Raw genomic sequence first — 25,134 nt, 5'->3', positions numbered from 1 at the left:
GCGTGCGCCAGCGCCGCGCCGCCCCCGCGCCCGCGCCGCGCCCGCGCCCGCGCGTAGCGAGGGGGTAGCCGACACGTCGAGCGAGTATCCAGCGACTACTCGCTCGACGTGTCGGTTGCACGCTCGGCGAAGGCCGGGGCGCGCGGGCGCGGCTGGCGGGGCACGCGGGCGCGGCTGGCGGTGCGCGCAGCGCGGCTGGCGGTGCGCGCAGCGCGGCTGGCCGTCCGCGCAGCGCGGCTGGCGCGGTGCGCCCAGCGCAGTGGCGCGGCGGGGTGGCGCCGGGCGGTGGGGCCGGCGAGGTGGGCCGGCGGGGGTCAGGCGCCGCGGGCGCGGAGGGTCGTCAGGCGGTGCACCGTGCGCAGGCCGAGCCGGTGGTAGATCCGCCGGGCGCCGTGGTTGTCGTCCCACATGCCCAGCGACACCCAGTCGGCGCCGTCGGCGAGCAGCGCGCGGACCGCACCCGCGGTGAGCGCCGCGCCGAGCCCCTGCCCACGCTCCCCGGGCCGGACGCCGAGCCCGTGCAGGTGCGCGGACCCGCGCCCGCCGACGCGGCCGGCGCGCGGGCCGGCGCCGATGACGCCGCCCAGCCGGCCGGCGGAGTCGAGGGCGCCCCACCAGCGCTCGCCCGCGCCCTCGGGGTCGGCGTCGGTCGTCGGGTTGGCGTCGGCGAGGCAGGCGCGGATGGCGGCGGCGTCGGCGCGCGGGTCGAGCTCGCGCACCCTCGACTCGGCGGCGACGGGCGCCGGCGCGGCGTCGGTGACCAGCCACTCCCACCCGGTGCGGTTCGGGGCGAGCCCGAGGGCCGCGACCTCGTCGGCGCGCAGCAGCCCGAGCGCGTCGGTGTCCACCCAGGCGAACCGGTGGCCGCGCCGGGCGTGCGCGCGCAGCAGCGCCGCGACGGGCTCCGCCGGACCGAGCGCGAGCAGCATCGTCGCGCCGCCGCGGGCGGGGTCGCCCGCCGAGACGTCCTCGGCGTCGCCCACGGGTTCGACCGCCCGCTGCACGAGCAGCATCGCGTCGCCCTCGGCGTGCACCTCGGTGGGACGCCACCAGCGCCGCTCGTCGAGAAGGAACGGGTCCGTCGCCCACCGCGCCGGCAGCGCGGGCCCACCGGACGGCGACCCGGGCCGCGATCCGGCGTGGTCTCGCTGCGCCGCGCCGCCCAGCCGCTCGCCGGGTGTCGCGCGGTCGCCCGGCGCCGCACCGTCCCGGTCGCCCGGCGTCCGGCCGTGCGGCGGCGTCCGCATCGCGCCCGGCCGGTCGCCCGGCGTCGCTCCGGCCCGGCCACCCGCGGCTCGCCCGGGCGCGGCCGACGGCCCCGGCGCGGGAAGCGCGCCGGGGCCGTCGGGGTGCTGCGGGGTGCCGTCGGCCGGGTCGCCGACGCCGGTCACCGCTGGGCGGGGGCAGCCGCGTCCGCGACCGGGGTCTCCGCCGGCGTGCCCTGCGGCGCGAGGTCGGACGCCTTCGGCTTCGCGTCGACGCCCGCCTCCTTGCGCTGCTGCGGGGTGATCGGGGCCGGCGCGCCGGTCAGCGGGTCGTAGCCGCCGCCCGACTTCGGGAACGCGATGACGTCGCGGATGGACTCCGAGCCGGTCAGCAGCGCCACGACGCGGTCCCAGCCGAGCGCGATCCCGCCGTGCGGCGGGGCGCCGAACTGGAAGGCGTCGAGCAGCCAGCCGAACTTCTCGCGCGCCTCCTCCTCGCCGGTGCCCATGACCGCGAACACGCGCTCCTGGACGTCCCGGCGGTGGATACGGATCGAGCCGCCGCCGATCTCGTTGCCGTTGCAGACGATGTCGTAGGCGTAGGCCAGGGCCTCGCCCGGGGACTCCTCGAAGCGGTCGATCCACTCCGGCGTCGGCGACGTGAAGGCGTGGTGCACGGCGGTCCAGGCGCCCTCGCCGACGGCCACGTCGTCGTCCTCGCCGGTCGGCTTGAACAGCGGCGCGTCGACCACCCAGACGAACGACCAGGCCGACTCGTCGATCAGCTCGGCGCGGCGGCCGATCTCCAGGCGGGCGGCGCCGAGCAGCGCGCGCGCCTCGGCGGGCTTGCCTGCGGCGAAGAACACCGCGTCGCCGGGCTGCGCGCCGACGGCGGCCGCGAGGCCCTCGCGCTCGGCGTCGGTGATGTTCTTGGCGACCGGGCCACCGAGGGTGCCGTCCTCGCCGACCGTGACGTACGCGAGGCCCTTGGCGCCGCGCTGCTTGGCCCACTCCTGCCAGGCGTCGAACCCGCGGCGGGGCGTCGAGGCACCACCCGGCTGGACGACGGCACCGACGTACGGCGCCTGGAACACCCGGAACGGCGTGTCGGCGAAGTACTCGGTGAGCTCGACGAGCTCCAGGCCGAACCGCAGGTCCGGCTTGTCGGTGCCGTACTTCGCCATCGCCTCGGCGTAGGTCATGCGGGCGATCGGGGTGGGGATCTCGTAGTCGATGAGGCCCCACAGCGCGACGAGGATCTGCTCGCCGAGCGCGATGACGTCCTCCTGGTCGACGAACGACATCTCGACGTCGAGCTGGGTGAACTCCGGCTGCCGGTCGGCGCGGAAGTCCTCGTCCCGGTAGCAGCGGGCGATCTGGTAGTACCGCTCCATGCCGCCGACCATCAGCAGCTGCTTGAACAGCTGCGGCGACTGCGGCAGGGCGTACCAGGAGCCCGGGGCCAGGCGGGCCGGCACCAGGAAGTCGCGCGCGCCCTCGGGCGTGGAGTGGGTCAGCGTGGGGGTCTCGACCTCGACGAACTCGTGCGCCTCCAGCACGCGGCGCGCCGCCTGGCTGGCACGCGACCGCATCCGCAGGGCCTTCGCGGGGGCGGGCCGGCGCAGGTCGAGGTAGCGGTACCGCAGGCGCGCCTCCTCGCCGACCGGCTCGTCGAGCGAGGACGACACCTGGAACGGCAGCGGCGCGGACTCGTTGAGGACGACCACCTCCTCGGCGGTCACCTCGACCTCGCCCGTCGCGAGGTGCGCGTTCTCGTTGCCCTCCGGGCGGCGACCGACCGTGCCGGTCACCTGGAGCACGTACTCGGCGCGCAGACCGTGCGCCACGGCCTCGTCGCGGATGACGACCTGGGCGATGCCCGAGGCGTCCCGGAGGTCCACGAAGGCCACCCCACCGTGATCGCGCCGGCGATCCACCCACCCGGTCAGGGTGACGGTGGTGCCGATGTGCTCGGCCCGCAGCGAGCCGGCGGTGTGGGTGCGCAGCACGAGGAGTCCTCTCCGGTGTCGGGGCGCTGCCCGTCCGAGCAGCCCGGCGAGTCTACTGCCGACCGGCCCGCCGCCGTCGCGGGGATACCCGGACCCGGGTCGCCCACGAGCCGGTCGCGCGGCGCGCCGCCCGCGCCGGACGGGCGCCCCGGCCGTCAGAACAGCGCGGGCTGCACCGCCCCCGTCAGCGCGCCCGCCAGGGCGCCCTCGGGCGTCTCCGCCGCCCGGTCCGGTCGCACCCGCCACGGCGACGGCTGGGCCGCGCTCCCTCGGCCGCCGGCACCCGCCCCCGCGCCGCCCGCGCCGGTGCCCGCGGCCTGGCCGCCGTTCCTGCCGCCGGCACCGGCGCCGCCCGCCGGAGGCCCCGTCCAGCCCACGGACGACCCCGCGCCGCCCGCCGGGGAGCCCGAACCTCCCGCCTGAGACCCCGCGCGTCCGACCGGGGACCCCGCCCCCTCCGCGGGCGCGGCGCCGGGACCGTGCAGCCCGTACCGCCGGCGCAGCGGCCGGACCCGCTCGGCGAGCCAGCGGCGGTACTCCTCGGGGACGTACGCCCCGCGCGCGTAGAGCCGCCGGTAGTTCGGCACGAGCTCCGGCCGGTGCTCGGCGAGCCAGGACAGCATCAGCGGCCGGACCGGGCCGCGCAGGTGCAGCGGGATGGTGGTGACCCACGACGCCCCGGCCTCCGCCAGGTCGCGGAACAGGCCGTCGAGGTGCGCCGTCGAGTCGGTGAGCCACGGCATGACCGGCGCGACCAGGACGCCGCACTCCAGCCCCGCCTCCCGCACGGCACGGATCAGCCCGAGCCGGGCCCGGGGCGTGGGCGTGCCGGGCTCCATCGCCTGCTGCAGGTCCTCGTCGCCGATCGCGAGCGACACCGCGACGCTGACGCCGACCTCCGCCGCCGCCTCGGTGAGCAGCGGGATGTCCCGGCGCAGCAGCGTCCCCTTGGTCAGCAGGGACAGCGGCGTCCCGGAGTGCGCGAGCGCGCCGATGATGCCGGGCATCAGGGCGTACCGCCCCTCGGCCCGCTGGTACGGGTCGGTGTTGGTGCCGAGCGCCACGTGCTCGTGCCGCCAGGAGGGCCGGCGCAGCTCCGCGGTCAGCACCTCGACGACGTTGGTCTTGACGACGATCTGGGTCTGGAAGTCCTCGTCCGGGCCGAGGCCCAGGTACTCGTGGGTCGGGCGGGCGAAGCAGTAGGTGCACGCGTGCAGACAGCCGCGCATCGGGTTGACGGTCCACCGGAACGGCATCGCCGAGGCCTCGGGGACCTTGTTCAGCGCCGACCTGGCGTGCACCTCGTGGAAGGTCACCCCGGCGAACTCCGGGGTGCGGACCGACCGCTGGTGCCCCGCCAGCGCGAGGCCCGGCAGCGCCTGCGCCGCCTCCACCGCGATCTTCTGCCCGTCCCACCGCATGGGTCGATTCGAACACGTGTTCGACCCGGACGCAAGCACCCTGCTCGCACCTGGGGACGCGCCGAGGAACTCAGCATGCTGGGCTTCCGGTTGCCGACCGGCCCGACCCGGCGGACGGTGGAGCCATGACCTCCGCGAACCCGGCCCAGCCCGCACCGAGCCGACCCGCCCGCCGCGCCGCCGCGGGCACGGGCACGAGCACCGGACCCGCGACCCGTGGCTGGCCGGTGCTCGTCGGCCTGCTGCTGGTCAACGCCGCCGTGGCGTTCGGCGGCGGCCTGGCGTCGACGTCCGGCGTCGACGGCTGGTACGCAGACGCGGACAAGCCCGCGTGGACGCCGCCGAACTGGGTGTTCGGCCCGGTCTGGACGGTGCTGTACGTCGTGATGGCGGTGGCCGCCTGGCTGATCTGGCGGAGGCACGGCCGCGCCGCGACCACGGCGCTGGTGCTGTACGGGGTGCAGCTCGCGCTGAACGCCGCCTGGACGCCGGTGTTCTTCGGCGCCGAGCAGCTGGGCGCCGGCCTGGCGATCATCCTGGCGCTCGAGGTGGCGCTGGTGGCGACGATCGTCGCATTCCACCGCCTGTCCCCGTGGGTGGCGTGGCTGCTCGGCCCCTACCTGGCCTGGGTCCTGTACGCGACCACCCTCAACGCGGGCGTCGCCGCCCTGGCCTGACCCGCCGACGCCCCGGCAGCACCCGCGGCGGTGCTGCCGGACGCTCGTCAGGCCTCCGCGGGCACGACGCGGGGCCAGAGGTCCTCGGCCGACGGGGCCCACACCACCGCGTCGGCGTCGACCTGCTCGCCCGACCGGATGTCCTTCACCTGGTCCGCCGCGCCGTCCTCCGCCGCCGGGAACCACACGTAGGGGATCCCGCGACGGTCGGCGTGCTTGATCTGCTTGCCGAACTTCGCCGCCGTCGGAGCGACCTCGACCGGGATGCCGCGCGCACGCAGGGCCGACGCCACCGCGTCCGACGCCGGCCGGCTCTCCTCCGCGGTCACCGCGACCAGCACGGCCGCCGGCACGCCGCGGGTGGCGCGGACCAGCCCGCCCGACAGCAGCCGCGACACGAGGCGGGAGACGCCGATCGACAGGCCGACGCCCGGGTAGGTCTGCTTCCCGTCGGACGCCAGCGTGTCGTAGCGGCCGCCGGAGCAGATCGAGCCGAGCTGCTCGTGGCCGACCAGGACGGTCTCGTAGACCGACCCGGTGTAGTAGTCGAGGCCGCGCGCGATCTTCAGGTCGGCGACGACCACGCCGGGTGCGCGCACGGCGGCGGCCTCGATGAGCTGCCGCAGCTCGGCCAGGCCCTGCTCCATCAGCGCGGACTCCACGCCGTGCGCGGCGGCGAGCCCACGGACCCGGTCGACCACGCCCGCGTCGCCGCCGGAGATCGCCGCGAGGTCGAGGCAGGCCCGCGCCTGCTCGGGCGTCGCGCCCGTCTCGGCCACCAGCAGGTCGGCGACCTTCTCCGGCCCGATCTTGTCGAGCTTGTCGATGCTGCGCAGCACGCCCTCGACGTCGGTCAGCCCGATGCCGCGGTAGAAGCCCTCGGCGACCCGGCGGTTGTTCACCAGGATCCGCACGGGCGGCACGCCGATGTCGCGCAGGGCGCAGAGCGCCTCCGCCATGACCAGCGGCAGGTCGACCTCGTAGTGGTACGGCAGGTCGCCCGCGCCGACGACGTCGATGTCCGCCTGCACGAACTCGCGGAACCGGCCGTCCTGGGGGCGCTCGCCGCGCCACACCTTCTGGATCTGGTAGCGCTGGAACGGGAACGCGAGGTGGCCGGCGTTCTCCAGGACGTAGCGCGCGAACGGCACGGTGAGGTCGAAGTGCAGGCCGAGCTGGCCGGACCGGTCCGCCTCGGCTCCGTCCTCCTCCTGCAGCCGGCGCAGGACGTACACCTCCTTGGACGTCTCGCCCTTGCGCAGCAGCTGGTCGAGCGGCTCGACGGCCCGGGTCTCGATGCCCGCGAACCCGTGCAGCTCGAAGGTGCGCCGCAGCGTGTCGAGGACGTGCTGCTCGACCACGCGGCCGTCGGGGAGCCACTCGGGGAAACCGGACAGAGGAGTCGGACGTGCCATGCGGGTCAGTTTGCCAGGTACGGGTTGGTGGCCAGCTCCGCGTCCACCCGCGTGGCGCGTCCGTGGCCCGGCAGGACGTGCGTGCCGGGCGGCAGCGCCCCGACGACCTCGCGCAGGGTGGCAGCCATCGCGGCGGGGTCCCCGCCGGGCAGGTCGGTGCGGCCGACCGACCCCGCGAACAGCACGTCGCCGGTGAACGCCACGCTCTCGTCGCCCGCGGCCAGCAGGTAGAGGGTCGAACCCTCGGTGTGACCCGGCGCGTGCCGGGCCACCAGGGTGACCGAGCCGAGCGCCAGCACCACGTCCGGCGTGCGGGCGGCGTCGCCCTCGCCGAACGGCGCGACCAGCGCGGCGTCGACCCGGCCGAACGTCGCGGGGTCCAGCCCGGCCGCCGCGGCGGCCGACCGCAGCGCCGCCGCGACCCCCGGGTCGGCCGGCCCGCCGAGCCCCAGCGGGCCGAGCGGGTCGGCGAGCCGGTACGCGTCCCGGGCGTGCAGCCGGAGCGGCACCCCGGCCTCCGCGGCGAGGGCACCGGCGTCGGCCACGTGGTCCGCGTGACCGTGCGTCGCGACGACGCCGGCGACCCGCAGCCCGTGCTCCGCGACGGCGCGGCGCACGGCGTCCGCGACGCCCCCGCCCGGGTCGACGACGACGCAGTCGCCGTCGTCCGCCGCCACCACGTAGCAGGCCGCGGCGAACACGGGAGCGGTCAGGCCGAGGATGCGCACGCCGCCACGCTAGCGGCGGTCCGCGGGGCCCCCGGCACGCAGGCGCGCGGCGCGGGTCACCCGGGGCACCCCCGGCTGCCTAGACTGTCCGGCGGGCGCGGGCGCGGCCGTGCCCGCGCACGGGTGACCCGCCCACGCCGAGACCGAGGAGAGTGCGTGCCGTCCAGCAAGCGCGAGCGCGAGTACGAGCGCCGCCGGTACGAGAAGTGGCAGCAGCGCCAGGCGCAGAAGCACGCGCGCCGCCGCCGCCAGCAGATCATCGCCGGCGGGGTCGTCGGCGTGCTCGTGCTCGGCGTGGGCATCACCGCCGCGCTCCTGGCCACCGGAGGCGACGACGCCACGGCCGGCTCGGGCGCCACCGACGCCCCGACCGCCACCGCCGCTCCCACGACCGGCGCCGAGCGCCTCGGCAACGGGGGCGTGCTGCCCGACGCGTCGCTCGCCGAGGGCCGCACCTGGACCGGCACCATCAGCACCAGCCAGGGCGAGATCGGCGTCGAGCTCGACGGCGCGGCCGCGCCGCAGGCGGTCGCGAGCTTCGTGACCCTCGCGCAGGAGGGCTACTTCGACGGCACCGGCTGCCACCGGCTCACCACCAGCGGCATCTACGTCCTGCAGTGCGGCGACCCCACCGGGACCGGCACCGGCAGCCCCGGCTACGCCTTCGGCCCGATCGAGAACGCCCCCGCCGACGACGTCTACCCGGCCGGCACCATCGCCATGGCCCGCCAGGGCGGCGACGGCGAGTCGATGGGCAGCCAGTTCTTCCTCGTCTACGAGGACTCGACCATCCCGGCGGACGACGCCGGGGGCTACACCGTGTTCGGCCGCATCACGTCGGGCCTCGACGTCGTGCAGGCAGTCGCTGACGCGGGCGTGAGCGGCGGTGCCACGGACGGCGCCCCGGCCACCCCCGTCACCATCGAGGGAGTGGAGACCCAGTGACCGAGACGCCCGACGAGCAGCAGCGCGCCCTGGACGAGGCCGCCGCGGCCACGACGCCCGAGGTCGGCGAGGCCCAGGTCCCCGCGACCGGTGACGCCGAGGCCCTCGCGGCCGAGGTCCCCGCCGAGGACGCCCCCGCGACGGAGACGCCCGCCGAGGCCCCGGCCACGGCGGAGGAGCCCGCCCCCACCGAGGAGCCCGCCCCCACCGAGGAGCCCGCCCCCACCGAGGAGCCGGCACCCGAGGCCGGGTCCCCGGCCGACGGAGCGCCCGACGCCGACGCCGCACCCCGGGCCGAGGCCCCCGCCGACCCGGCCCCGGCCCCCGCCGCGACCGCCCCGCGGCCCCGCGCGCCCCTGCCCAGCGCCATGCGCCCCCGCCCGCGGCCGAGCGCCCCGTCGGCCCAGGCCGGCGAGCACGCGCCCGGCGACGCCCCCGCGGCCCCGGTGACGCCCGTGGTGCCGGTGCCGGTGGCCGACGACTCCGCCGAGGCCGCCGCCGCGTCCGGGTTCGGCCGTGTCGACGACGAGGGCACCGTCTACGTCCGCGAGGCCGCCGGCGAGCGCGCCGTGGGCCAGTTCCCCGGCGCCACCGCCGACGAGGCGCTGGCGCTGTACGTGCGCCGGTTCCTCGACCTGCAGGCGAAGGTCGCGCTGTTCGAGGCGCGCCTGACGGCGACGGACCTCGCGGTCAAGGAGATCGACCAGACGCTCGCGCGCCTGACCGAGGAGACCGCCGAGCCGGCGGCCGTCGGCGACCTGGACGGGCTGCGCGCCCGCCTGGACGCCCTGCGGGCCACCGCGGCGGAGCGGCGTGCCGCGGTCGACGCCGAGCGGGCCGCGGCCCGCCAGGCCGCGCTCGAGGCCCGTACGCAGATCGTCGAGCGCGCGGAGAAGATCGCCGGGACGGACCCCGCGCGCATGCAGTGGCGCCCGGCGGGCGAGCAGCTGCGCGCCCTGCTCGAGGAGTGGAAGGACGCGCAGCGCTCCGGCCCGCGCATCGACCGCACCTCCGAGGAGGCGCTGTGGAAGCGGTTCAGCCACGCGCGCACCACGTTCGACCGGGAGCGGCGGCACTACTTCGCCGAGCTGGAGTCCCGGAACGCGGGCGCGAAGGCCGCCAAGGAGGAGATCGTCCGCGAGGCCGAGCGCCTGTCGTCGAGCACCGAGTGGGGTCCGACCGCCGGCGCCTACCGCGACCTGATGGCCCGGTGGAAGGCCGCCGGCCGCGCGAGCCGCACGGACGACGACGCGCTGTGGGCCCGGTTCCGCGCCGCGCAGGACACGTTCTTCCACGCCCGTGACGAGCTGAACGCCGCCACGGACCGGGAGTACGGCGCCAACCTGGAGGTCAAGGAGGCGCTGCTGGTCGAGGCCGAGGCGATCGACCCGGCGAAGGGCCTCGCCCAGGCCAAGGCGGCGCTGCGCTCGATCCAGGACCGCTGGGAGGCCGCGGGCAAGGTGCCGCGCGGCGACATCCAGCGCGTCGAGGGCCGGCTCCGTGCCGTCGAGGCGAAGGTGCGCGACGCCGACCAGGCGGAGTGGCGCCGGACCAACCCGGAGACCCGCGCGCGGGCCGAGGGCGCCCTGGCCCAGCTCGAGAAAGCGATCGCCCAGCTCGAGGCGGACCTCGCGAAGGCCCAGGCGGGCGGCGACGCGCGCAAGGTCGCCGAGGCCCAGGCCGCGCTCGACGCCCGGCGGTCCTGGCTGGAGCAGGTGCAGCGCGCCGCCGAGGAGTCGCGCGGCTGACGCTCGTCCACAGCCGGTGCCGGTCGCCCCTCGCCATGCGCGGGGGTCGACCGGCATCGTGCTTCCGGTGACCTCCCTCCCGGATCCACGGACGGCGGCCCGGCTGCCGTCCACGCCCCTCGTGCGCCTCGGCGACGTCGGCGCCGTCGCCTGGCACCTGCTGCTGCGTGACGGCCACCTCGTGCGCCTGCGCGGCGAGGTCGCCCTCCCGGCGGGGGTCCCGGCGACGCCGGCGCTGCGGGCGGCCGCCCTGGCCCCGCTCGTGCCACCGCGGTGCGCCGTCGCCCGCGCCGCGGCCGTGTGGGTGCACGTGGGCGGCGCCCCGCCGGTCCGGGTCGACCTGGTGGCGCCGAGCGGAGCGCGCGTCCCCGAACCCGCCCCGGGGCGCGCCGCGGCCGCCACCGCGCTGCCGGACGCCGACGTCGTGCTGCTCGGCGGCGTGCGGGTGACCACGCCGCGGCGGACGGCGGTCGACCTGCTGAGCCACGACCCGCCGGAGCGGGCGCTGCCGCTGGTCGCCCGGCTGCGCGCGGCGGGCGTCGACCCGGCCCGCGTGCGCGCGGACGTCGCCGCCGCGTCCGGGCGGCGCGGGGTCCGCGCCGCGGCGGCGCTGGTCCCCCGCCTCGCGGGCGCGTGCCCGGGGGGCCCCGCCCGGAGCCCGACCCCTAGCCCAGGCCCGGCGTCGGACCGGGCCCCGGCCCCTACGCCTCGACGACCGGCTGCTCCGCCTTGGCGCCCGTGATCCGGTAGACGTCGAACACGCCCTCGACCTTGCGCACCGCCGAGAGCACGGACGCGAGGTGCGACGGCTCCGCCATCTCGAACACGAACCGGGACATCGCGACCCGGTCCCGGGAGGTCGAGACCGACGCCGACAGGATGTTGACGTGGTGGTCGGAGAGCACCCGGGTGATGTCCGAGAGCAGCCGGCTGCGGTCCAGGGCCTCGACCTGGATCTGCACCAGGAACAGCGCGGTGCTCCCCTGGCTCCACTCGACGTCGACCATCCGCTCGGGCTGGGCGCGCAGCGCGGCGACGTTGATGCAGTCGGACCGGTGCACGCTGACGCCCTGGCCGCGGGTGACGAAGCCGATGATGTCGTCGCCGGGCACCGGGGTGCAGCACTTGGCGAGCTTCACCCAGATGTCGTCGACGCCCTTGACGACCACGCCCGGGTCGCCGGTGCGGACCCGGCGCGCGGTCTGCCCGGGGCGGGCGACCTCGGCGATGTCCTCCTCGGCGCCGGGCTCGCCGCCCATCGCGTGCACGAGCCGCTGCACGACGGTCGCCGCGGAGACCTGGCCCTCGCCGATCGCGGCGTAGAGGGCGGAGACGTCCGCGTACCGCATCTCGTTGGCGAGCGCGACGAGCGACTCGTGCGACAGCAGGCGCTGGATCGGCAGGTTCTGCTTGCGCATCGCCTTGGCGATGGCGTCCTTGCCGTGCTCGATCGCCTCCTCGCGCCGCTCCTTGGTGAACCACTGGCGGATCTTGTTGCGCGCACGGGGGCTGGTGACGAACCCGAGCCAGTCGCGGGACGGGCCCGCGGTCTCCGACTTCGAGGTGAACACCTCGATGACGTCGCCGTTCTCGAGCGTCGAGTCGAGCGGGACGAGCCGGCCGTTGACCCGGGCGCCCATCGTGCGGTGCCCGACCTCGGTGTGCACCGCGTACGCGAAGTCGACGGGGGTGGCACCGGCGGGCAGCGCCATGACGTCGCCCTTGGGGGTGAAGACGTAGACCTCGCCGTCGGCGATCTCGAACCGCAGGGAGTCCAGGAACTCCGAGGGGTCCGCCGTCTCCTTCTGCCAGTCGACCAGCTGGCGGAGCCAGGCCATGTCGTTGCCGTCGGCGTCGGCGCCCGCGCCCTTGGCGCTCTCCTTGTACTTCCAGTGCGCCGCGACGCCGTACTCGGCCCGGCGGTGCATGTCGTGCGTGCGGATCTGGATCTCGACCGGCTTGCCGCCGGGGCCGATGACCGTCGTGTGCAGCGACTGGTAGAGGTTGAACTTGGGCATCGCGATGTAGTCCTTGAACCGGCCCGGGACCGGGTTCCACCGCGCGTGCAGCGCGCCGAGCGCCGCGTAGCAGTCCCGCACCGTGTCGACCAGGACGCGCACGCCCACGAGGTCGTAGATGTCGGCGAAGTCGCGGCCCCGCACGATCATCTTCTGGTAGATCGAGTAGTAGTGCTTCGGCCGGCCCGTGACCGTCGCCTTGATCTTCGCGCTGCGCAGGTCGGCGCCGACCTGCTCGCGCACCACGGCCAGGTACTCCTCGCGGGCCGGCGCGCGCTCGGCGACCAGGTGCACGATCTCGTCGTAGACCTTGGGGTACAGCGTCGAGAACGACAGGTCCTCGAGCTCCCACTTGATCGTGTTCATGCCGAGGCGGTGCGCGAGCGGCGCGTAGATCTCGAGCGTCTCGCGCGCCTTCTTCTCGGCCGACGCCGCGGGGACGAACTTCCAGGTGCGGGCGTTGTGCAGCCGGTCGGCGAGCTTGATGACCAGCACCCGGATGTCGCGGGACATCGCGACGACCATCTTGCGCACGGTCTCGGCCTGCGCGGCGTCGCCGTAGGTGACCTTGTCGAGCTTCGTCACGCCGTCGACCAGCATGGCGATCTCGGGCCCGTACTCGCTGCGGAGCTGGTCCAGGGAGTACGACGTGTCCTCGACGGTGTCGTGCAGCAGCGCGGCGGCGAGCGTCGGCGGCGTCATGCCGAGCTCGGCGAGGATGGTCGCGACCGCGACCGGGTGCGTGATGTAGGGGTCGCCGCTCTTGCGGAGCTGGCCCCGGTGCGCGCGCTCGGCGGTGACGTACGCGCGCTCGATCAGGCTGAGGTCGGCCTTCGGGTGGTTGGTGCGGACGGCCTGCAGCAGCGGCTCGATCACCGGCGACTGCTGCGGCCCCCGGCTCTGCCCGAACCGGGCCAGGCGCGACCGCACCCGGCTGGTGCCGCCCGTGGTCGCGGGCGCCTCCGGCCGTGCGTCAGCTCCTGCCGGGGTCCGAACCGGGTCCGCCATGCGCGCCTCCCGCCGTGCCGGGTCGCGCCCGGCTGTCCGCCACCGCGCGCCCGGCGCGAGCCGGACACGCCGTCGATCCGCACGATTCTACGGCGTCGCCGCCGCAGTCCGCGTCACGGCCGCCACCCGCGCACCGGCGCGCCCGGGGAGCACCGCACGCCGCCGCCCCGGGCGGGGCGACGGCGTGCGGGACGACGGGAGCCTCAGACGGCCAGCAGCGCGTCCACGTGCCGTCCCGCGAGCCGCGACCGGCCCGGCAGGAACGTGAGGTCCATGAGGAACGACAGACCGACGACCTCGGCCCCGCACTCCTCCAGCAGCTCGACGGTCGCCTGCGCGGTGCCGCCGGTGGCGAGCACGTCGTCGACGACCAGCACCCGTGAGCCGGCCGGCACCGTGAACGGGTGCAGCTCGACCGAGGCCGCGCCGTACTCGAGCTCGTAGTCCCGACGGGCGGTCGGCCCGGGCAGCTTGCCGGCCTTGCGCACCGGCAGGAAGCCGGCACCCAGCGCCATGGCGACCGGTGCGGCGAGGATGAACCCGCGCGCCTCCATGCCGGCGACCAGGTCGACCGGGCCCGGGACGCGGGCGGCCATCTCGCGCACCACGGCGTCGAACGCCGGGCCGTCCGCGAGCAGCGGCGTGATGTCCTTGAACACCACGCCCGGCGTCGGGTAGTCGGGCACGCTGCGCACGAGCGCCTCGACCCGGTCGACGAGCGCCTGGCCCGTCAGCCGGAGGCCCTGCCCGCTCAGGTCCTGCACGCCGCTCATCGCCGGCCCTTCTTCCTGCGCGGCTGCGCCGCGACTCCCTGGTGGCCACCCGGCCGGACCTGGCCCGTGAACCGCGCGACCGCGACCTCCTCCGAGGACGCGTCCTCGTCCAGCCCGCCGTCGGTGAGCCGCCTGCGCGCGGCCAGCACCTTCGCCGTGTGCTCGCGGATCGGCTGCTCGCGCAGGCGGAGCACCACCTCGAGCGGCGTCGCCAGGAAGATCGAGGAGAACGCGCCGACGATCATGCCGACGAACAGCGCGAGCGCGATGTCGCGCAGCGTGCCGGCGCCGAGCACGAACGCCCCGATGAACAGGATGCCCGCGACGGGCAGCAGCGCGACCACCGAGGTGTTGATCGAGCGGACCAGCGTCTGGTTGACCGCCAGGTTGGCGCGCTCCTCGTAGGTCGCGCGCGTCTGGTCGGTGATCCCGGCGGTGTTCTCCCGCACCTTGTCGAACACCACGACGGTGTCGTAGATCGAGTACCCGAGGATCGTGAGGAAGCCGATCACCGTCGCCGGCGTGACCTCCCAGCCGATCGCGGCGTACACGCCGGCCGTGATGAGGATGTCGTGGAACAGCGCGACGATCGCGGCCACGGCCATCCGCCAGTTCCGGAAGTACACGGTCATCACGATGCTGACGAGCACCAGGAACACGACCAGCGAGGTCGCGGCCTTCTTGGAGACGTCCGCACCCCAGGTGGGCCCGATGAACGAGCTCGCGACGTCGTCCTCGGACACGCCGTAGGCGTCCTCGAGCGCCGTGCGGACCTGCGTGACCTGGTCGTTCGTGAGCTCGGACGTCTGGACGCGCAGCGTCGACGAGCCGACGTTGCTGACGCGCGGCACCTCCTCCGGCGCGATCTCGGTGACCGCGTCGATGGCGGGCTGCTGGTCGGTGGTCGAGACGTTCGAGACGGTGAACTGCGAGCCGCCGCGGAACTCGATGCCCGGGTGCAGCCCCGGCTTGAACAGCAGGACGATCGAGAGCAGCACCAGGATCCCGGAGATCAGGAACCAGGTGCGGCGCCGGCCGACGATGTCGTACGAGCGGCGGCCCGTGTACAGGTCGTTGCCCCACTGGGCGAAGTTGACGGCCATCAGGACTCGCTCCCCTCGGTGCGTCGCGCGGCGGGGGTGCTGCCGTCGGGTGCGTCGTCGGTGTCGGTCGTGCCGGGGCTCCCGGCGTCGTCGGCCGGGGGTCCGGCCTCCGCCTCGGCCTGCGCGGCGCGCGCGGCGGCGCGGCGCTCGGCGATCGTGCCGCCCGCGCCGACCGGGGCCGCCACCAGCGTGGACGTGCGGGCGTCGAGGTCGGCGGGCTCCGCCGCGGGGGCGTCGCCGTCCGCGCGGCGGCCCGTCACCACGCGGCCGCGGCCGACGTAGCGGGTCGACTCGGGCGCGCCGAGCCGGCGGGGGTCCAGGCCGGACAGCGGGTGCCCGCTGCCGAAGAACCGGGTCTTCGCGATCAGGCGCATCACCGGGTGGGTGAAGGTGAACACGATGAGCAGGTCGAGCAGCGTGGTGAGGCCGAGGGTGAACGCGAAGCCGCGCACCGACCCGACCGCCAGGAAGTAGAGCACCAGGGCGGCGAGGAAGTTGACCGCGTCGGACGCCAGGATCGTCCGGCGCGCGCGCTCCCAGGCGCGGTCGACGGCGGCGACCAGCGTCCGGCCCTCGCGCAGCTCGTCGCGGATCCGCTCGAAGTACACGATGAACGAGTCCGCCGTGATGCCGATGGCCACGATCAGCCCGGCGACGCCGGGCAGCGACAGGCGGTAGCCCTGCGTCCAGGACAGCAGGGTGATGACGCCGTAGGTGAGCACCGCCGCGATGACGAGCGACGCGACCGTCACCAGGCCGAGCGCGCGGTACTGGAACAGCGAGTAGACGACGACCAGGATCAGGCCGATGAGGCCGGCGATCAGGCCCTTCTCGAGCTGCTCGGAGCCGAGCGTCGCGGAGATCTGCTCCTCGCTCTGCACCTCGAAGCTCAGCGGCAGCGCGCCGAACTTCAGCTGGTTGGCGAGCGCGGTCGCGGAGTCGCGGGTGAACGAGCCGGAGATCTCCGCCTTGCCGTCCGAGATGATGACGCCCGGGTCGAGCGACGGGGCCGAGATGACCAGCCCGTCGAGCACGATCGCGAACTGGTTCTGCGGCGAGGACAGGCCCTGCAGCCGCTCGGTGACGTCCGCGAACTGGCGGGTGCCGGTGCGGTCGAACTCCAGGTTCACGGCCCACTCGTTGGTGACGGCGCCGGACTGGCTGACCCGCAGGCCGGAGCTGGCGTTCGCGATGTGCGAGCCCTCCACCTCGACCGGGCCCAGGACGTACTTGACCGTGCCGTCGGGGTCGCAGGTCACGAGCACCTCGTCCGCCGCGCTCTGCTTGCCGCCCGTCAGGTTCGCCGGGTCGGTGCAGTCGAGGGCGTCGTACTCCGCCTGCACGGCGGGGGTGATGTAGTACTCGGCGTCGCTCGCGGAGTCCGGGGCCGCCTTCGTCGGCTGGTCCGAGGGCTCGGTCGCGCCGTCCGTCGGGCTCGCCGACGGCGTCGCCGTCGGCGTCGCGGCGCCGTAGGTCAGGACCGGCCGGAACTCCATCTGCGCGGAGGTGCGGACGAGGTCCAGCGTCTCCTCGCTCGGGCGGCCGGGGAGGGCCACGACGATGTTGGACCCGCCCTGCGAGCTGATCTCCGCCTCGGCGACGCCGGACGAGTCGACGCGCTGCCGGATGACCTCGATCGCCTGCGCGATGGTCTCCGAGGTGACGCGGGACTCGTCCTGCGCGACCGGCGCCAGGATGAGCTGGGTGCCGCCCTCGAGGTCGAGGGCGAGCTTGGGCGTCCAGGTCGCGTCCGACAGCTTGGTGCCGGCGAAGATCGCGCCGAACACGGCGACCGTGATCACGGCGAGCGTGAGCAGGATGCGCGCCGGGTGGCGGCGGCGTGTGGGTGGGGCCAACGGACCGTCTTCTCTCGTGCGCGCACCGCCCGCGGACGGCGGGCGGTGCGGATGAAGGGCGCCCCGTCCCCCGCGCTCGGCGGGGGCGGGACGCCCGGTCGACTACTGCTGGGACTTCTTGGTGTCGGGGCCCTCGTCGTCGCGCGGCGGCTGCAGCGAGGAGAGGTCGTCCGGGACGTCGATCCGGCCCGGCGGGACGGCGCCCGGCTCGTCACGCCACTCGACGTCGTCCTCGGCGTCCTCGTCGACCTCGGACTCCTCGTCCACCGGCGGCTCGACGAGGCGCGCGATCGCGGCCTTGATCCACACGGACTCGTTGCCGGGCGTCGACTCGAGCGTGACCTCGTCGCCGTCGACCTCGACGACGGTGCCGTACATGCCGGACCCGGTCATCACGCGCTGCCCGGGCTGCAGGTTGTCGCGGAAGCTGAGCTGCTCCCGCTGCGCCTTGCGCTGGCGGCTGCTCATGAGGAACAGCGCCACGGCCCCGATGGCGAGGATGATGAGGAACGAGAAGTCCACGAGGAAACAGCTCCTGACTGCGTACGACGTCGGCCGCAGTCTAGGCGCCACGGCTCCGGGCTCCTAACGACTGCGGGCGCGCGGCGGTTCCCTGTGCGGGACCTGTTCGGCGGCCCGCGGCGCGCGGGGTCTCAGCCGAACAGCGTATCCGTGGGCACGGGCGCCGACAGACCCAGGTGCGCCCAGGCGTCCGGCGTCGCGACCCGGCCGCGGGGCGTCCGGCCGATCAGCCCCTCGCGGACCAGGAAAGGCTCCGCGACGGTCTCGACCGTCTCCGGCTCCTCGCCCACGGCGACCGCCAGCGTGGTGAGCCCGACCGGCCCGCCGCCGAACCGGGTGCACAGCGCCGTCAGCACCGACCGGTCGAGCCGGTCGAGCCCGCGGCGGTCCACCTCGTAGACCTCGAGGGCCGCGCGGGCCGCGTCGAGCGACAGGTTGCCGTCGCCGCGCACCTGCGCCCAGTCGCGCACCCGGCGCAGCAGCCGGTTGGCGATGCGCGGCGTGCCGCGGGACCGGGACGCGATCTCCGCCGCGGCCTCGGGTGCCAGCGGCACGCCGAGCAGCCCGGCGGACCGGAGCAGCACGCGCTCCAGCTCGTCGTCGGCGTAGAAGTCGAGGTGGCCGGTGAACCCGAACCGGTCGCGCAGCGGCGCCGGCAGCAGCCCCGCGCGGGTGGTGGCGCCGACGACCGTGAACGGCGGCAGGGCCAGCGGGATCGCGCTCGCCCCCGCCCCCTTGCCCACCACGACGTCGACGCGGAAGTCCTCCATCGCGACGTACAGCAGCTCCTCGGCGGGCCGCGCGAGCCGGTGGATCTCGTCCAGGAACAGCACCTCGCCCTCCTCCAGGGAGGACAGGATCGCGGCGAGGTCGCCGGCGTGCTGGATCGCGGGCCCGCTGGTGACGCGCAGCGAGGTGCCGAGCTCCGCCGCGATGATCATGGCGAGCGTCGTCTTGCCGAGCCCGGGCGGGCCGGAGAGCAGCACGTGGTCGGGGGCGCGTCCGCGCCCGAGCGCCGCCTGCAGCACCAGCGACAGCTGCTCGCGGACGACCTTCTGGCCGACGAACTCGTCGAGGTGCCGCGGGCGCAGCGCGGCCTCGGCGGCGCGCTCCAGGTCGTCGGCGCCCGGGCGGACGACCGAGTCCGCGGGGTCGACGTCCACGCCGAGGTCGGTCTCGTCAACCACGGCCGCCGCCCAGCGTGCGCAGCGCCGCGCGCAGCACGCCCGCGACCTCCGCCTCCCCGACCGGCTCCTCGGTGCCGTCCAGCACCGTCGCCACCGCGTCCGTCGCCGCCTTCTGGTTCCAGCCGAGGCCCACCAGCGCGTCGACGACCTGGTCGCGCCGGTCCGGAGGCCCGGCGGGGGCCGCGACCCCGCCGGCCGGCGCGACCGGGGCCGGGGCGCCGAGCCGGTCGGCGAGCTCCAGCACGATCCGCTGCGCGCCCTTCTGCCCGATGCCCGGCACCCGCTTGAGCGCCGCGAGGTCCTCGGTGGCGACCGCGCGGCGCAGCCCGTCCGGCGTGTGCACCGCGAGCATCGCCAGCGCGAGCCGGGGGCCGACGCCGCTGACCTGCTGCACCACCTCGAACACCTCGCGCTCGTCGTCGTCGGCGAACCCGAACAGCGTCAGCGCGTCCTCGCGCACCACCAGCGAGGTGTGCAGCGTGGCGGTCGCCCCGACCCGCAGGCCCGCCAGCGTCGCGGGGGTCGCCTGCACGAGCATGCCGACGCCGTTGACCTCCACCACGGCGGCGTCCAGCCGCACGGCCTGCACCGTCCCGTGCACCGAGGCGATCACTGCGGCTCCTCCCAGTCGCGGACGACGCGCGACCGCGGTGGCCGGGCGCCCGCGGTGCAGTCTGCCACGCGTGCGAACACGTGTACGAACGACACGCGGCCGACGTCAGCGGGACGGGACCCGGCGGGCGGCCTGCTCCGCCTGCGCCCACGCGCGCTGCGCCGCCGTCATCGAGCCCGGGGCCCGCTGCGGGGCGCCGACCGCGCCGGCCGGGCGCCAGAGGTGGCAGATCGCCAGGGCGAGCGCGTCCGCGGCGTCCGCGGGGCGGGGCAGCTCGTCGAGCGACAGCAGCCGCTGCACCATCGACTGCACCTGCGGCTTCTCCGCCCGGCCGCTCCCGGTGACCGCGGCCTTCACCTCGGACGGCGTGTGCATCGCGACGGGGATCTTCCGGCGCGCGGCCGCGAGCATCGCGATGCCGGCCACCTGCGCGGTGCCCATCACGGTGCTGACGTTGTGCTGGGCGAACACCCGCTCGACCGCGAGGGCGTCGGGGGCGTGCTCCTCGAGCCACTCGTCGATGGTCGCGGCGATGACGAGCAGCCGCTGGTCGATGTCCGCGGCCGGCAGGCTCTGCGCGACCCCGACTGCCACCATCCGCACCTTCCGGCCGGGCAGCCCGTCGACCACGCCCAGCCCGCAGCGGGTGAGTCCGGGGTCCACACCGAGTACGCGCACGCCCCCATCCTCGCAGCCCGACCCTGCTGCGTCCGGATCCACTCGTACCGACACGCGCGGGCGTGTCGGTACGAATGGATCCACACGGCGGCTCGCGGGGCCTGCGCGCGCGGACGGCGCGCGACCCCGGACGCGACGACGCCCCGCACCCGGAGGTCCGGGGCGGGGCGTCGCGCGTGCTCGGGGGTCAGTCGTCCTCGAGCTCCGCCATGACCTCGTCGGAGGCGTCGAAGTTCGCGTAGACGTTCTGCACGTCGTCCGAGTCCTCGAGCGCGTCGATCAGGCGCAGGACCTTGCGGGCGCCCTCGGCGTCCACCTCGATCTGGGTGGCCGGGTAGAACACGACGTCGGCGGAGTCGTACTCGATGCCGGCCTCCTGCAGCGCCGTGCGCACCTTGACGAGGTCGGTCGCCTCGGACAGCACCTCGAAGGCCTCGCCCGCGTCGTTGACCTCCTCGGCGCCCGCGTCGAGCACGGTCAGCATGACGTCGTCCTCGGTGGTGCCCTCCTTGGGGACCATGACGACGCCCTTGCGCGAGAACAGGTACGCCACCGAGCCCGGGTCGGCCATCTGGCCGCCGCTGCGGGTGAACGCGACGCGCACGTCGGCCGCGGCGCGGTTCCGGTTGTCGGTGAGGCACTCGACCAGGAACGCGACGCCGCCGGGGCCGTAGCCCTCGTAGAGGATCGTCTGGTAGTCCGCGCCGCCGGCCTCGGCACCCGAGCCGCGCTTGACGGCGCGCTCGATGTTGTCGTTGGGGACCGAGGTCTTCTTGGCCTTCTGGATGGCGTCGAACAGCGTCGGGTTGCCCGCGGGGTCACCGCCGCCGGTGCGCGCGGCGACCTCGATGTTCTTGATGAGCTTCGCGAAGAGCTTGCCGCGCTTCGCGTCGATCACGGCCTTCTTGTGCTTGGTGGTGGCCCACTTGGAGTGACCCGACATCGCTTCCCTCTCGTTTCCCGCGCCGCCCCGGCGCTGCCCGGGCCGGCGGTGCGGCACGCTCCGGCAGCGGAGCGCGCCCCCGCTCTCACAGGGCGTCGCGGACGATCTCGACGAACAGCCGGTGCACCCGCGTGTCCCCCGTCACCTCCGGGTGGAAGGACGTGGCGAGCAACGAGCCCTGGCGCACCGCGACGATCCTACCGGCGGCGGGCCCGGACTCCACGCGGGCGAGCGCGGTCGCGGCCGGGCCGACCTCCTCCACCCAGGGCGCGCGGATGAACACGGCGTGCACCGGGTCCGCCGCGCTGTCCGGCACGCCGTCGATGGTCAGGTCCGTCTCGAACGAGTCGACCTGCCGCCCGAACGCGTTCCGCCGCACGGTGACGTCCAGCCCGCCCAGCGTCCGCTGCCCGTCGATCCCGCCGACGATCCGGTCGGCGAGCAGGATCATCCCGGCGCACGACCCGTACGCGGGCATGCCCGCCTCGAGCCGCTCGCGCACGGGCGCGTCCAGGTCGAACGCGCGCAGCAGCTTGTCGATCGTCGTCGACTCGCCGCCGGGCAGCACCAGGCCGTCGACGGCGTCGAGCTCGGACTCGCGGCGCACCGGGACGGCCTCGGCCCCGGTCGCGCGCAGGGCGGCGAGGTGCTCGCGGACGTCGCCCTGCAGGGCCAGGACACCGATGGTGGGGGTGGCGGTCACCCGCACATCCTACGAATCGGCGGCACCGTGCAGCGCACCGCCGCCGACGGCCGCGCCGGCCCGGGCGCCCGTGGCCGCCGTCGCGGACCAGTCGGCCACCGCGTCGGCCAGCAGGGACAGGCCGTCGAGCAGCGCGCCGCGCTCCGCGGCCAGCGACACCCGCACCATGCCCTCGCCCCCCGGGCCGAACGCCGACCCCGGCGACACGGACACGTGCCGGTCGGCCAGCAGGCGCAGGGCGAACGCCTCGGAGTCGGCCATCGCGGCCGACACGTCGACCATCAGGTAGAACGCACCCTGCGGCCGCACGGACGGGATGCCGCGCGCGTCCAGCAGCGCGACCGCGGCGTCGCGCCGCTCCCGGTACGAGTCGACGGCCGCCGCGACGTCGTCCTGCGGGCCGGTCAGCGCGGCGAGCGCGGCCCGCTGGCTCACCGACGACGGGCAGGCGACCGTCGCCTCGGCGACCTGGCCGAGCAGGTCGATCACGCCCGGGTCCCGGGAGACGACGTAGCCGAGCCGCCAGCCGGTCATCGCGTAGGTCTTGGAGAAGCTGAAGAAGGTCAGCACCCGGCCGTCGGTGTCGAAGGCAGCGGGGCTGGCGTGCGGCCGGTCGAACGTGATCGCCTCGTAGCACTCGTCCGAGAACACCCAGAGGTCCCGCTCGCGGGCGAGCTCGACGACGCCGGCCAGCAGCTCCGGCGGGTACATCGCGCCGGTGGGGTTGTTCGGCGAGCAGACGACGATCACCCGCGTGGCGGGCGTGATCGCCGCGGCGATGTCCTCGAGGGTCGGCACGAAGCCGTTCGCCGCGTGTGCCGGGTACGTCGCGACGCCGACGCCGGCGGCGACCGCGGCCATCCGCCAGTTCGGGAACTCGGGGTCGGGCAGCAGCACCTCGTCGCCCGGGCCGGCGAGCGCGTTGATCGCCATGGCGAGCCCGTGCATCGCGCCGTGCGTCACGACCACGTCCGAGGCCGTGACGTCGAGGCCGTTGACCCGGCGCACCTTCTCGGCCAGCGCGGCCCGGAGCTCCGGGGTGCCGGTGCTCGACGTGTACGCGGTGTGCCCCGCGGCGGCGTCCCGGCCCGCGGCGGCCACGACGTGCGCGGGGGTGGGGACGTCGGGCTCGCCGATCTCCAGCCGGATCGCCTCCGGGTCGCGCATGGCGAGCTCCATGAGGGTGCGGATGCCGCTGCGGTGCATGCGGGTCACGGGCGAGGTCGAGATGGGCACCGGCCGACCCTAGCCGAGAACGGGACCCGGACGTTACTCCCCGGTAACGTCAGTCGTCGCGCTGCAGGCCGAGGTGCCGCACGGACCCGTCCCAGCCCGCCAGCAGCGGCCGGACCAGGTCCGGCAGCCCCTCGGGGAACACCTCGCGGGTCTCGGCGGCCAGCTCGTCCAGGTGCCACCAGCGCAGCTCGTCCAGCACGTCCAGCTCGACCTCGGTCCAGCCGTCGCGCGCGATCGTCGCGGTGTCCACCGCGTCGGCGACCCGCGCCAGGAAGAACTCCTCGTCCTGGCGGCAGTGCTCCGCGTAGAAGTCGAACAGGGCGGACCGCGTGAGCACCGGGCCCACGAGCGCGGCGGCGTCCAGGAGCAGGCCGGTCTCCTCGCGGACCTCGCGCACCGCCGCCTGGCGCGCCGACTCCCCCGGGTCGATCCCGCCGCCCACGGTGAACCACCAGGACCGCTCGGGCTGGTCGACGTCGTGCCCGCGCACGAGCAGCAGCCGGTCCTCGGCGTCGAGCAGCAGCACCCGCGCCGCCCGGCGGAACCGCAGGCCGTCCTCGCCGAGCACCCAGTCGGCGCCCAGCGAGGACGCCGACGTCGCCCCCGACGGCGACGGCCCGCCGGCCCCCGCGGGGGTCGACGGGCCGTCGGTCGGCACGGGGTGGGTCACCAGCCGCGCTCGGCCAGGCGGTGCGGCACCGGGACGTCGTCCACGTTGATGCCGACCATCGCCTCGCCGAGGCCGCGGGAGACCTTCGCGATGACGTCCGGGTCGTCGTAGAAGGTCGTCGCCTTCACGATCGCCGCGGCGCGCTGCGCCGGGTTGCCCGACTTGAAGATGCCGGAGCCGACGAACACGCCCTCGGCGCCGAGCTGGCGCATCATCGCCGCGTCGGCCGGGGTGGCGATGCCGCCCGCGGTGAACAGCACGACCGGCAGCTTGCCGGCGCGGGCCACCTCGACCACGAGGTCGTACGGCGCCTGCAGCTCCTTGGCGGCGAGGAACAGCTCGTCCTCGGGCAGCGAGGACAGCCGGCGGATCTCGTCGCGGATGGTCCGCATGTGGGTGGTCGCGTTCGACACGTCGCCGGTGCCGGCCTCGCCCTTGGAGCGGATCATCGCCGCGCCCTCCGTGATGCGGCGCAGCGCCTCGCCCAGGTTGGTCGCGCCGCAGACGAACGGCACGGTGAACTGCCACTTGTCGATGTGGTGCGCGTAGTCGGCCGGGGTGAGCACCTCGGACTCGTCGACGTAGTCCACGCCGAGGCTCTGCAGCACCTGCGCCTCGACGAAGTGGCCGATGCGGGCCTTCGCCATGACCGGGATGGACACCGTGTTCACGATGCCGTCGATGAGGTCCGGGTCGCTCATGCGCGCGACGCCGCCCTGGGCGCGGATGTCGGCGGGCACCCGCTCGAGCGCCATGACGGCGACCGCGCCGGCGTCCTCGGCGATCTTGGCCTGCTCGGCGGTGACCACGTCCATGATCACGCCGCCCTTGAGCATCTCCGCCATGCCGCGCTTCACGCGGGCGGTGCCCACCGCGGGGACGTCGGTGCCGGTGGCGGGCTGGCTGGTGTCGGTGGTCACGGAGGTCCTCGCAGTTCGGCTCAGGGGGGTTTCCGGGTCCCATCGTAGTCGCGCCGGGCGACGACGACGGCGGTCGTCCACGCCCCGTGCGGGTGTGTCCGGGCGCGGGACGCGGGGCGTCAGGCCGCGGCCGGGGGCTGCCCGGGCCGGCCCAGGGCCGCGGGCCAGGCGTCGTCCAGCTCCAGCGTCTGCGGCATCGGCGCGCGCCCGGCGAGCCGGAGCGTGCGCACCGCCCAGCCGCGGCGCATCCGCTGGGCCTGGGCGACCGCCTCGTTGTGGAACCGGCGCGCGAGCTGCACCCGGTACCAGGCGTCGCCGAGCGCGTCGAGCAGCTCGGCCGCGCCCGGCTCCTCCCGCAGCGCGGCGACCTCGTCCGGGTCGTCCAGCGCCTCGCGGAGCGTCGCCGACAGCTCCGACTCCACCAGCCCGCGATCGGCGGTGGCCGGGTCGGCGCGCTCGGGCCCGCGCAGCTCGGCGGGTAGCCGGGCCATGCCCTGGGTCTGGGGGCTGCCCGCGGCGATCGACGCCCAGGAGGCCTCGCCGACGAGCACCGAGCTCACCGGGTCGAGCACGCCCGACGCCGCCAGGGTCGACGCGGCGGACGCCCGCCGGAGCAGCTGGGTGTCCACCACCGCGCGGGACGCGGCGACCTTGCGGTGCAGCCGGTCGATGCGCGACGCGGCCACCCACGACCACCACAGCACTACCAGGAGCACCGCGACGACGACGACCGCCGTCTCGGACCAGCTCATCGTG

General features: G+C 75.6%; 23 protein-coding genes. 4 read left to right on the top strand and 19 right to left on the bottom strand.

The features are described 5' to 3' along the window. Positions 1–314: 314 nt before the first annotated feature. From FS882_RS13860 to FS882_RS13850, 3 genes are all read right to left on the bottom strand, one after another. On the bottom strand, positions 315–1,247 hold the full coding sequence (locus FS882_RS13860; protein WP_158373659.1) for a GNAT family N-acetyltransferase: 933 nt from the start codon (positions 1,245–1,247) through the stop codon (positions 315–317). Between the two features lie 140 nt (positions 1,248–1,387). Further along, positions 1,388–3,214, bottom strand: a complete 1,827-nt coding sequence (gene aspS / locus FS882_RS13855; RefSeq protein WP_158373656.1) for an aspartate--tRNA ligase — start codon at positions 3,212–3,214, stop codon at positions 1,388–1,390. A 155-nt stretch (positions 3,215–3,369) separates the two neighbouring features. After that, positions 3,370–4,635, bottom strand: coding sequence for an Rv2578c family radical SAM protein (locus FS882_RS13850; RefSeq protein WP_158373654.1), 1,266 nt, complete (start codon positions 4,633–4,635; stop codon positions 3,370–3,372). Positions 4,636–4,760: 125 nt separating this feature from the next. Between FS882_RS13850 and FS882_RS13845 the strand changes: the two genes are divergently transcribed. Then, the gene (locus tag FS882_RS13845) at positions 4,761–5,312 is read left to right on the top strand and encodes a TspO/MBR family protein (RefSeq protein ID WP_158373652.1); all 552 of its coding nucleotides are present in this window, start codon (positions 4,761–4,763) and stop codon (positions 5,310–5,312) included. A gap of 47 nt (positions 5,313–5,359) precedes the next feature. Here FS882_RS13845 and hisS read toward each other — a convergent pair whose 3' ends face one another. Beyond that, positions 5,360–6,727 carry a histidine--tRNA ligase gene (gene hisS, locus FS882_RS13840; RefSeq protein WP_158373650.1) on the bottom strand — a complete coding sequence of 456 codons (1,368 nt, stop codon included), beginning with the start codon at positions 6,725–6,727 and terminating at the stop codon, positions 5,360–5,362. Positions 6,728–6,732: 5 nt separating this feature from the next. Then, positions 6,733–7,455 (bottom strand): MBL fold metallo-hydrolase, encoded by a 723-nt coding sequence (locus FS882_RS13835; RefSeq protein ID WP_158373648.1) that lies wholly within the window; start codon positions 7,453–7,455, stop codon positions 6,733–6,735. A 156-nt stretch (positions 7,456–7,611) separates the two neighbouring features. Here FS882_RS13835 and FS882_RS13830 point away from each other — a divergent pair, with 156 nt between their 5' ends. From FS882_RS13830 to FS882_RS13820, 3 genes are all read left to right on the top strand, one after another. Next, positions 7,612–8,400 (top strand): peptidylprolyl isomerase, encoded by a 789-nt coding sequence (locus tag FS882_RS13830; protein WP_158373646.1) that lies wholly within the window; start codon positions 7,612–7,614, stop codon positions 8,398–8,400. Next, complete coding sequence (locus FS882_RS13825) at positions 8,397–10,148, top strand: DUF349 domain-containing protein (RefSeq protein WP_158373644.1); 1,752 nt, start codon at positions 8,397–8,399, stop codon at positions 10,146–10,148. Before FS882_RS13830 ends, FS882_RS13825 begins: the two co-directional genes overlap by 4 nt. 67 nt (positions 10,149–10,215) lie before the next feature. Then, positions 10,216–10,890 carry a hypothetical protein gene (locus tag FS882_RS13820; RefSeq protein ID WP_158373642.1) on the top strand — a complete coding sequence of 225 codons (675 nt, stop codon included), beginning with the start codon at positions 10,216–10,218 and terminating at the stop codon, positions 10,888–10,890. Here FS882_RS13820 and FS882_RS13815 read toward each other — a convergent pair. From FS882_RS13815 to FS882_RS13750, 14 genes are all read right to left on the bottom strand, one after another. Further along, positions 10,850–13,174 (bottom strand): RelA/SpoT family protein, encoded by a 2,325-nt coding sequence (locus FS882_RS13815; protein WP_158373640.1) that lies wholly within the window; start codon positions 13,172–13,174, stop codon positions 10,850–10,852. The genes FS882_RS13820 and FS882_RS13815 overlap by 41 nt on opposite strands. Before the next feature lie 203 nt (positions 13,175–13,377). After that, on the bottom strand, positions 13,378–13,947 hold the full coding sequence (locus tag FS882_RS13810; protein WP_158373638.1) for an adenine phosphoribosyltransferase: 570 nt from the start codon (positions 13,945–13,947) through the stop codon (positions 13,378–13,380). Then, positions 13,944–15,050 (bottom strand): protein translocase subunit SecF, encoded by a 1,107-nt coding sequence (secF, locus tag FS882_RS13805; RefSeq protein ID WP_158373636.1) that lies wholly within the window; start codon positions 15,048–15,050, stop codon positions 13,944–13,946. Before secF ends, FS882_RS13810 begins: the two co-directional genes overlap by 4 nt. After that, entirely contained in the window at positions 15,050–16,906 is a 1,857-nt protein-coding gene (gene secD / locus FS882_RS13800; protein WP_158373634.1) for a protein translocase subunit SecD, read from the bottom strand. Before secD ends, secF begins: the two co-directional genes overlap by 1 nt. Positions 16,907–17,008: 102 nt before the next feature. Beyond that, a complete protein-coding gene (gene yajC, locus FS882_RS13795; protein WP_158373633.1) occupies positions 17,009–17,428 on the bottom strand; it encodes a preprotein translocase subunit YajC in 420 nt (139 codons plus the stop codon). Between the two features lie 131 nt (positions 17,429–17,559). Continuing rightward, on the bottom strand, positions 17,560–18,615 hold the full coding sequence (ruvB, locus tag FS882_RS13790; protein WP_222848222.1) for a Holliday junction branch migration DNA helicase RuvB: 1,056 nt from the start codon (positions 18,613–18,615) through the stop codon (positions 17,560–17,562). After that, a complete protein-coding gene (gene ruvA, locus FS882_RS13785) occupies positions 18,608–19,228 on the bottom strand; it encodes a Holliday junction branch migration protein RuvA (RefSeq protein ID WP_158373631.1) in 621 nt (206 codons plus the stop codon). The genes ruvB and ruvA overlap by 8 nt, the downstream gene beginning before the upstream one ends. Positions 19,229–19,333: 105 nt before the next feature. Further along, positions 19,334–19,906, bottom strand: coding sequence for a crossover junction endodeoxyribonuclease RuvC (gene ruvC, locus FS882_RS13780; RefSeq protein WP_158373629.1), 573 nt, complete (start codon positions 19,904–19,906; stop codon positions 19,334–19,336). 187 nt (positions 19,907–20,093) lie between these two features. Next, positions 20,094–20,849 (bottom strand): YebC/PmpR family DNA-binding transcriptional regulator, encoded by a 756-nt coding sequence (locus tag FS882_RS13775; protein ID WP_158373627.1) that lies wholly within the window; start codon positions 20,847–20,849, stop codon positions 20,094–20,096. Between the two features lie 85 nt (positions 20,850–20,934). Further along, the gene (gene pdxT / locus FS882_RS13770) at positions 20,935–21,552 is read right to left on the bottom strand and encodes a pyridoxal 5'-phosphate synthase glutaminase subunit PdxT (protein ID WP_158373625.1); all 618 of its coding nucleotides are present in this window, start codon (positions 21,550–21,552) and stop codon (positions 20,935–20,937) included. A gap of 9 nt (positions 21,553–21,561) precedes the next feature. Continuing rightward, the gene (locus tag FS882_RS13765) at positions 21,562–22,788 is read right to left on the bottom strand and encodes a pyridoxal phosphate-dependent aminotransferase (protein WP_262348292.1); all 1,227 of its coding nucleotides are present in this window, start codon (positions 22,786–22,788) and stop codon (positions 21,562–21,564) included. 49 nt (positions 22,789–22,837) lie between these two features. Beyond that, positions 22,838–23,458: an NUDIX hydrolase gene (locus tag FS882_RS13760; RefSeq protein ID WP_410053284.1), complete on the bottom strand. Its 621-nt coding sequence runs from the start codon at positions 23,456–23,458 to the stop codon at positions 22,838–22,840. Further along, positions 23,455–24,378 carry a pyridoxal 5'-phosphate synthase lyase subunit PdxS gene (pdxS, locus tag FS882_RS13755; RefSeq protein WP_158373623.1) on the bottom strand — a complete coding sequence of 308 codons (924 nt, stop codon included), beginning with the start codon at positions 24,376–24,378 and terminating at the stop codon, positions 23,455–23,457. Before pdxS ends, FS882_RS13760 begins: the two co-directional genes overlap by 4 nt. A gap of 119 nt (positions 24,379–24,497) precedes the next feature. Further along, a complete protein-coding gene (locus FS882_RS13750) occupies positions 24,498–25,130 on the bottom strand; it encodes a hypothetical protein (protein ID WP_158373621.1) in 633 nt (210 codons plus the stop codon). Between the last annotated feature and the right edge of the window lie 4 nt (positions 25,131–25,134).

The organism is Cellulosimicrobium cellulans, from assembly GCF_007679345.1.
GTDB lineage: Bacteria > Actinomycetota > Actinomycetes > Actinomycetales > Cellulomonadaceae > Cellulomonas > Cellulomonas cellulans_A.
The sequence above is the reverse complement of the archived record's forward strand: the minus strand, read 5'-3'. Positions and strand labels throughout refer to the sequence as shown.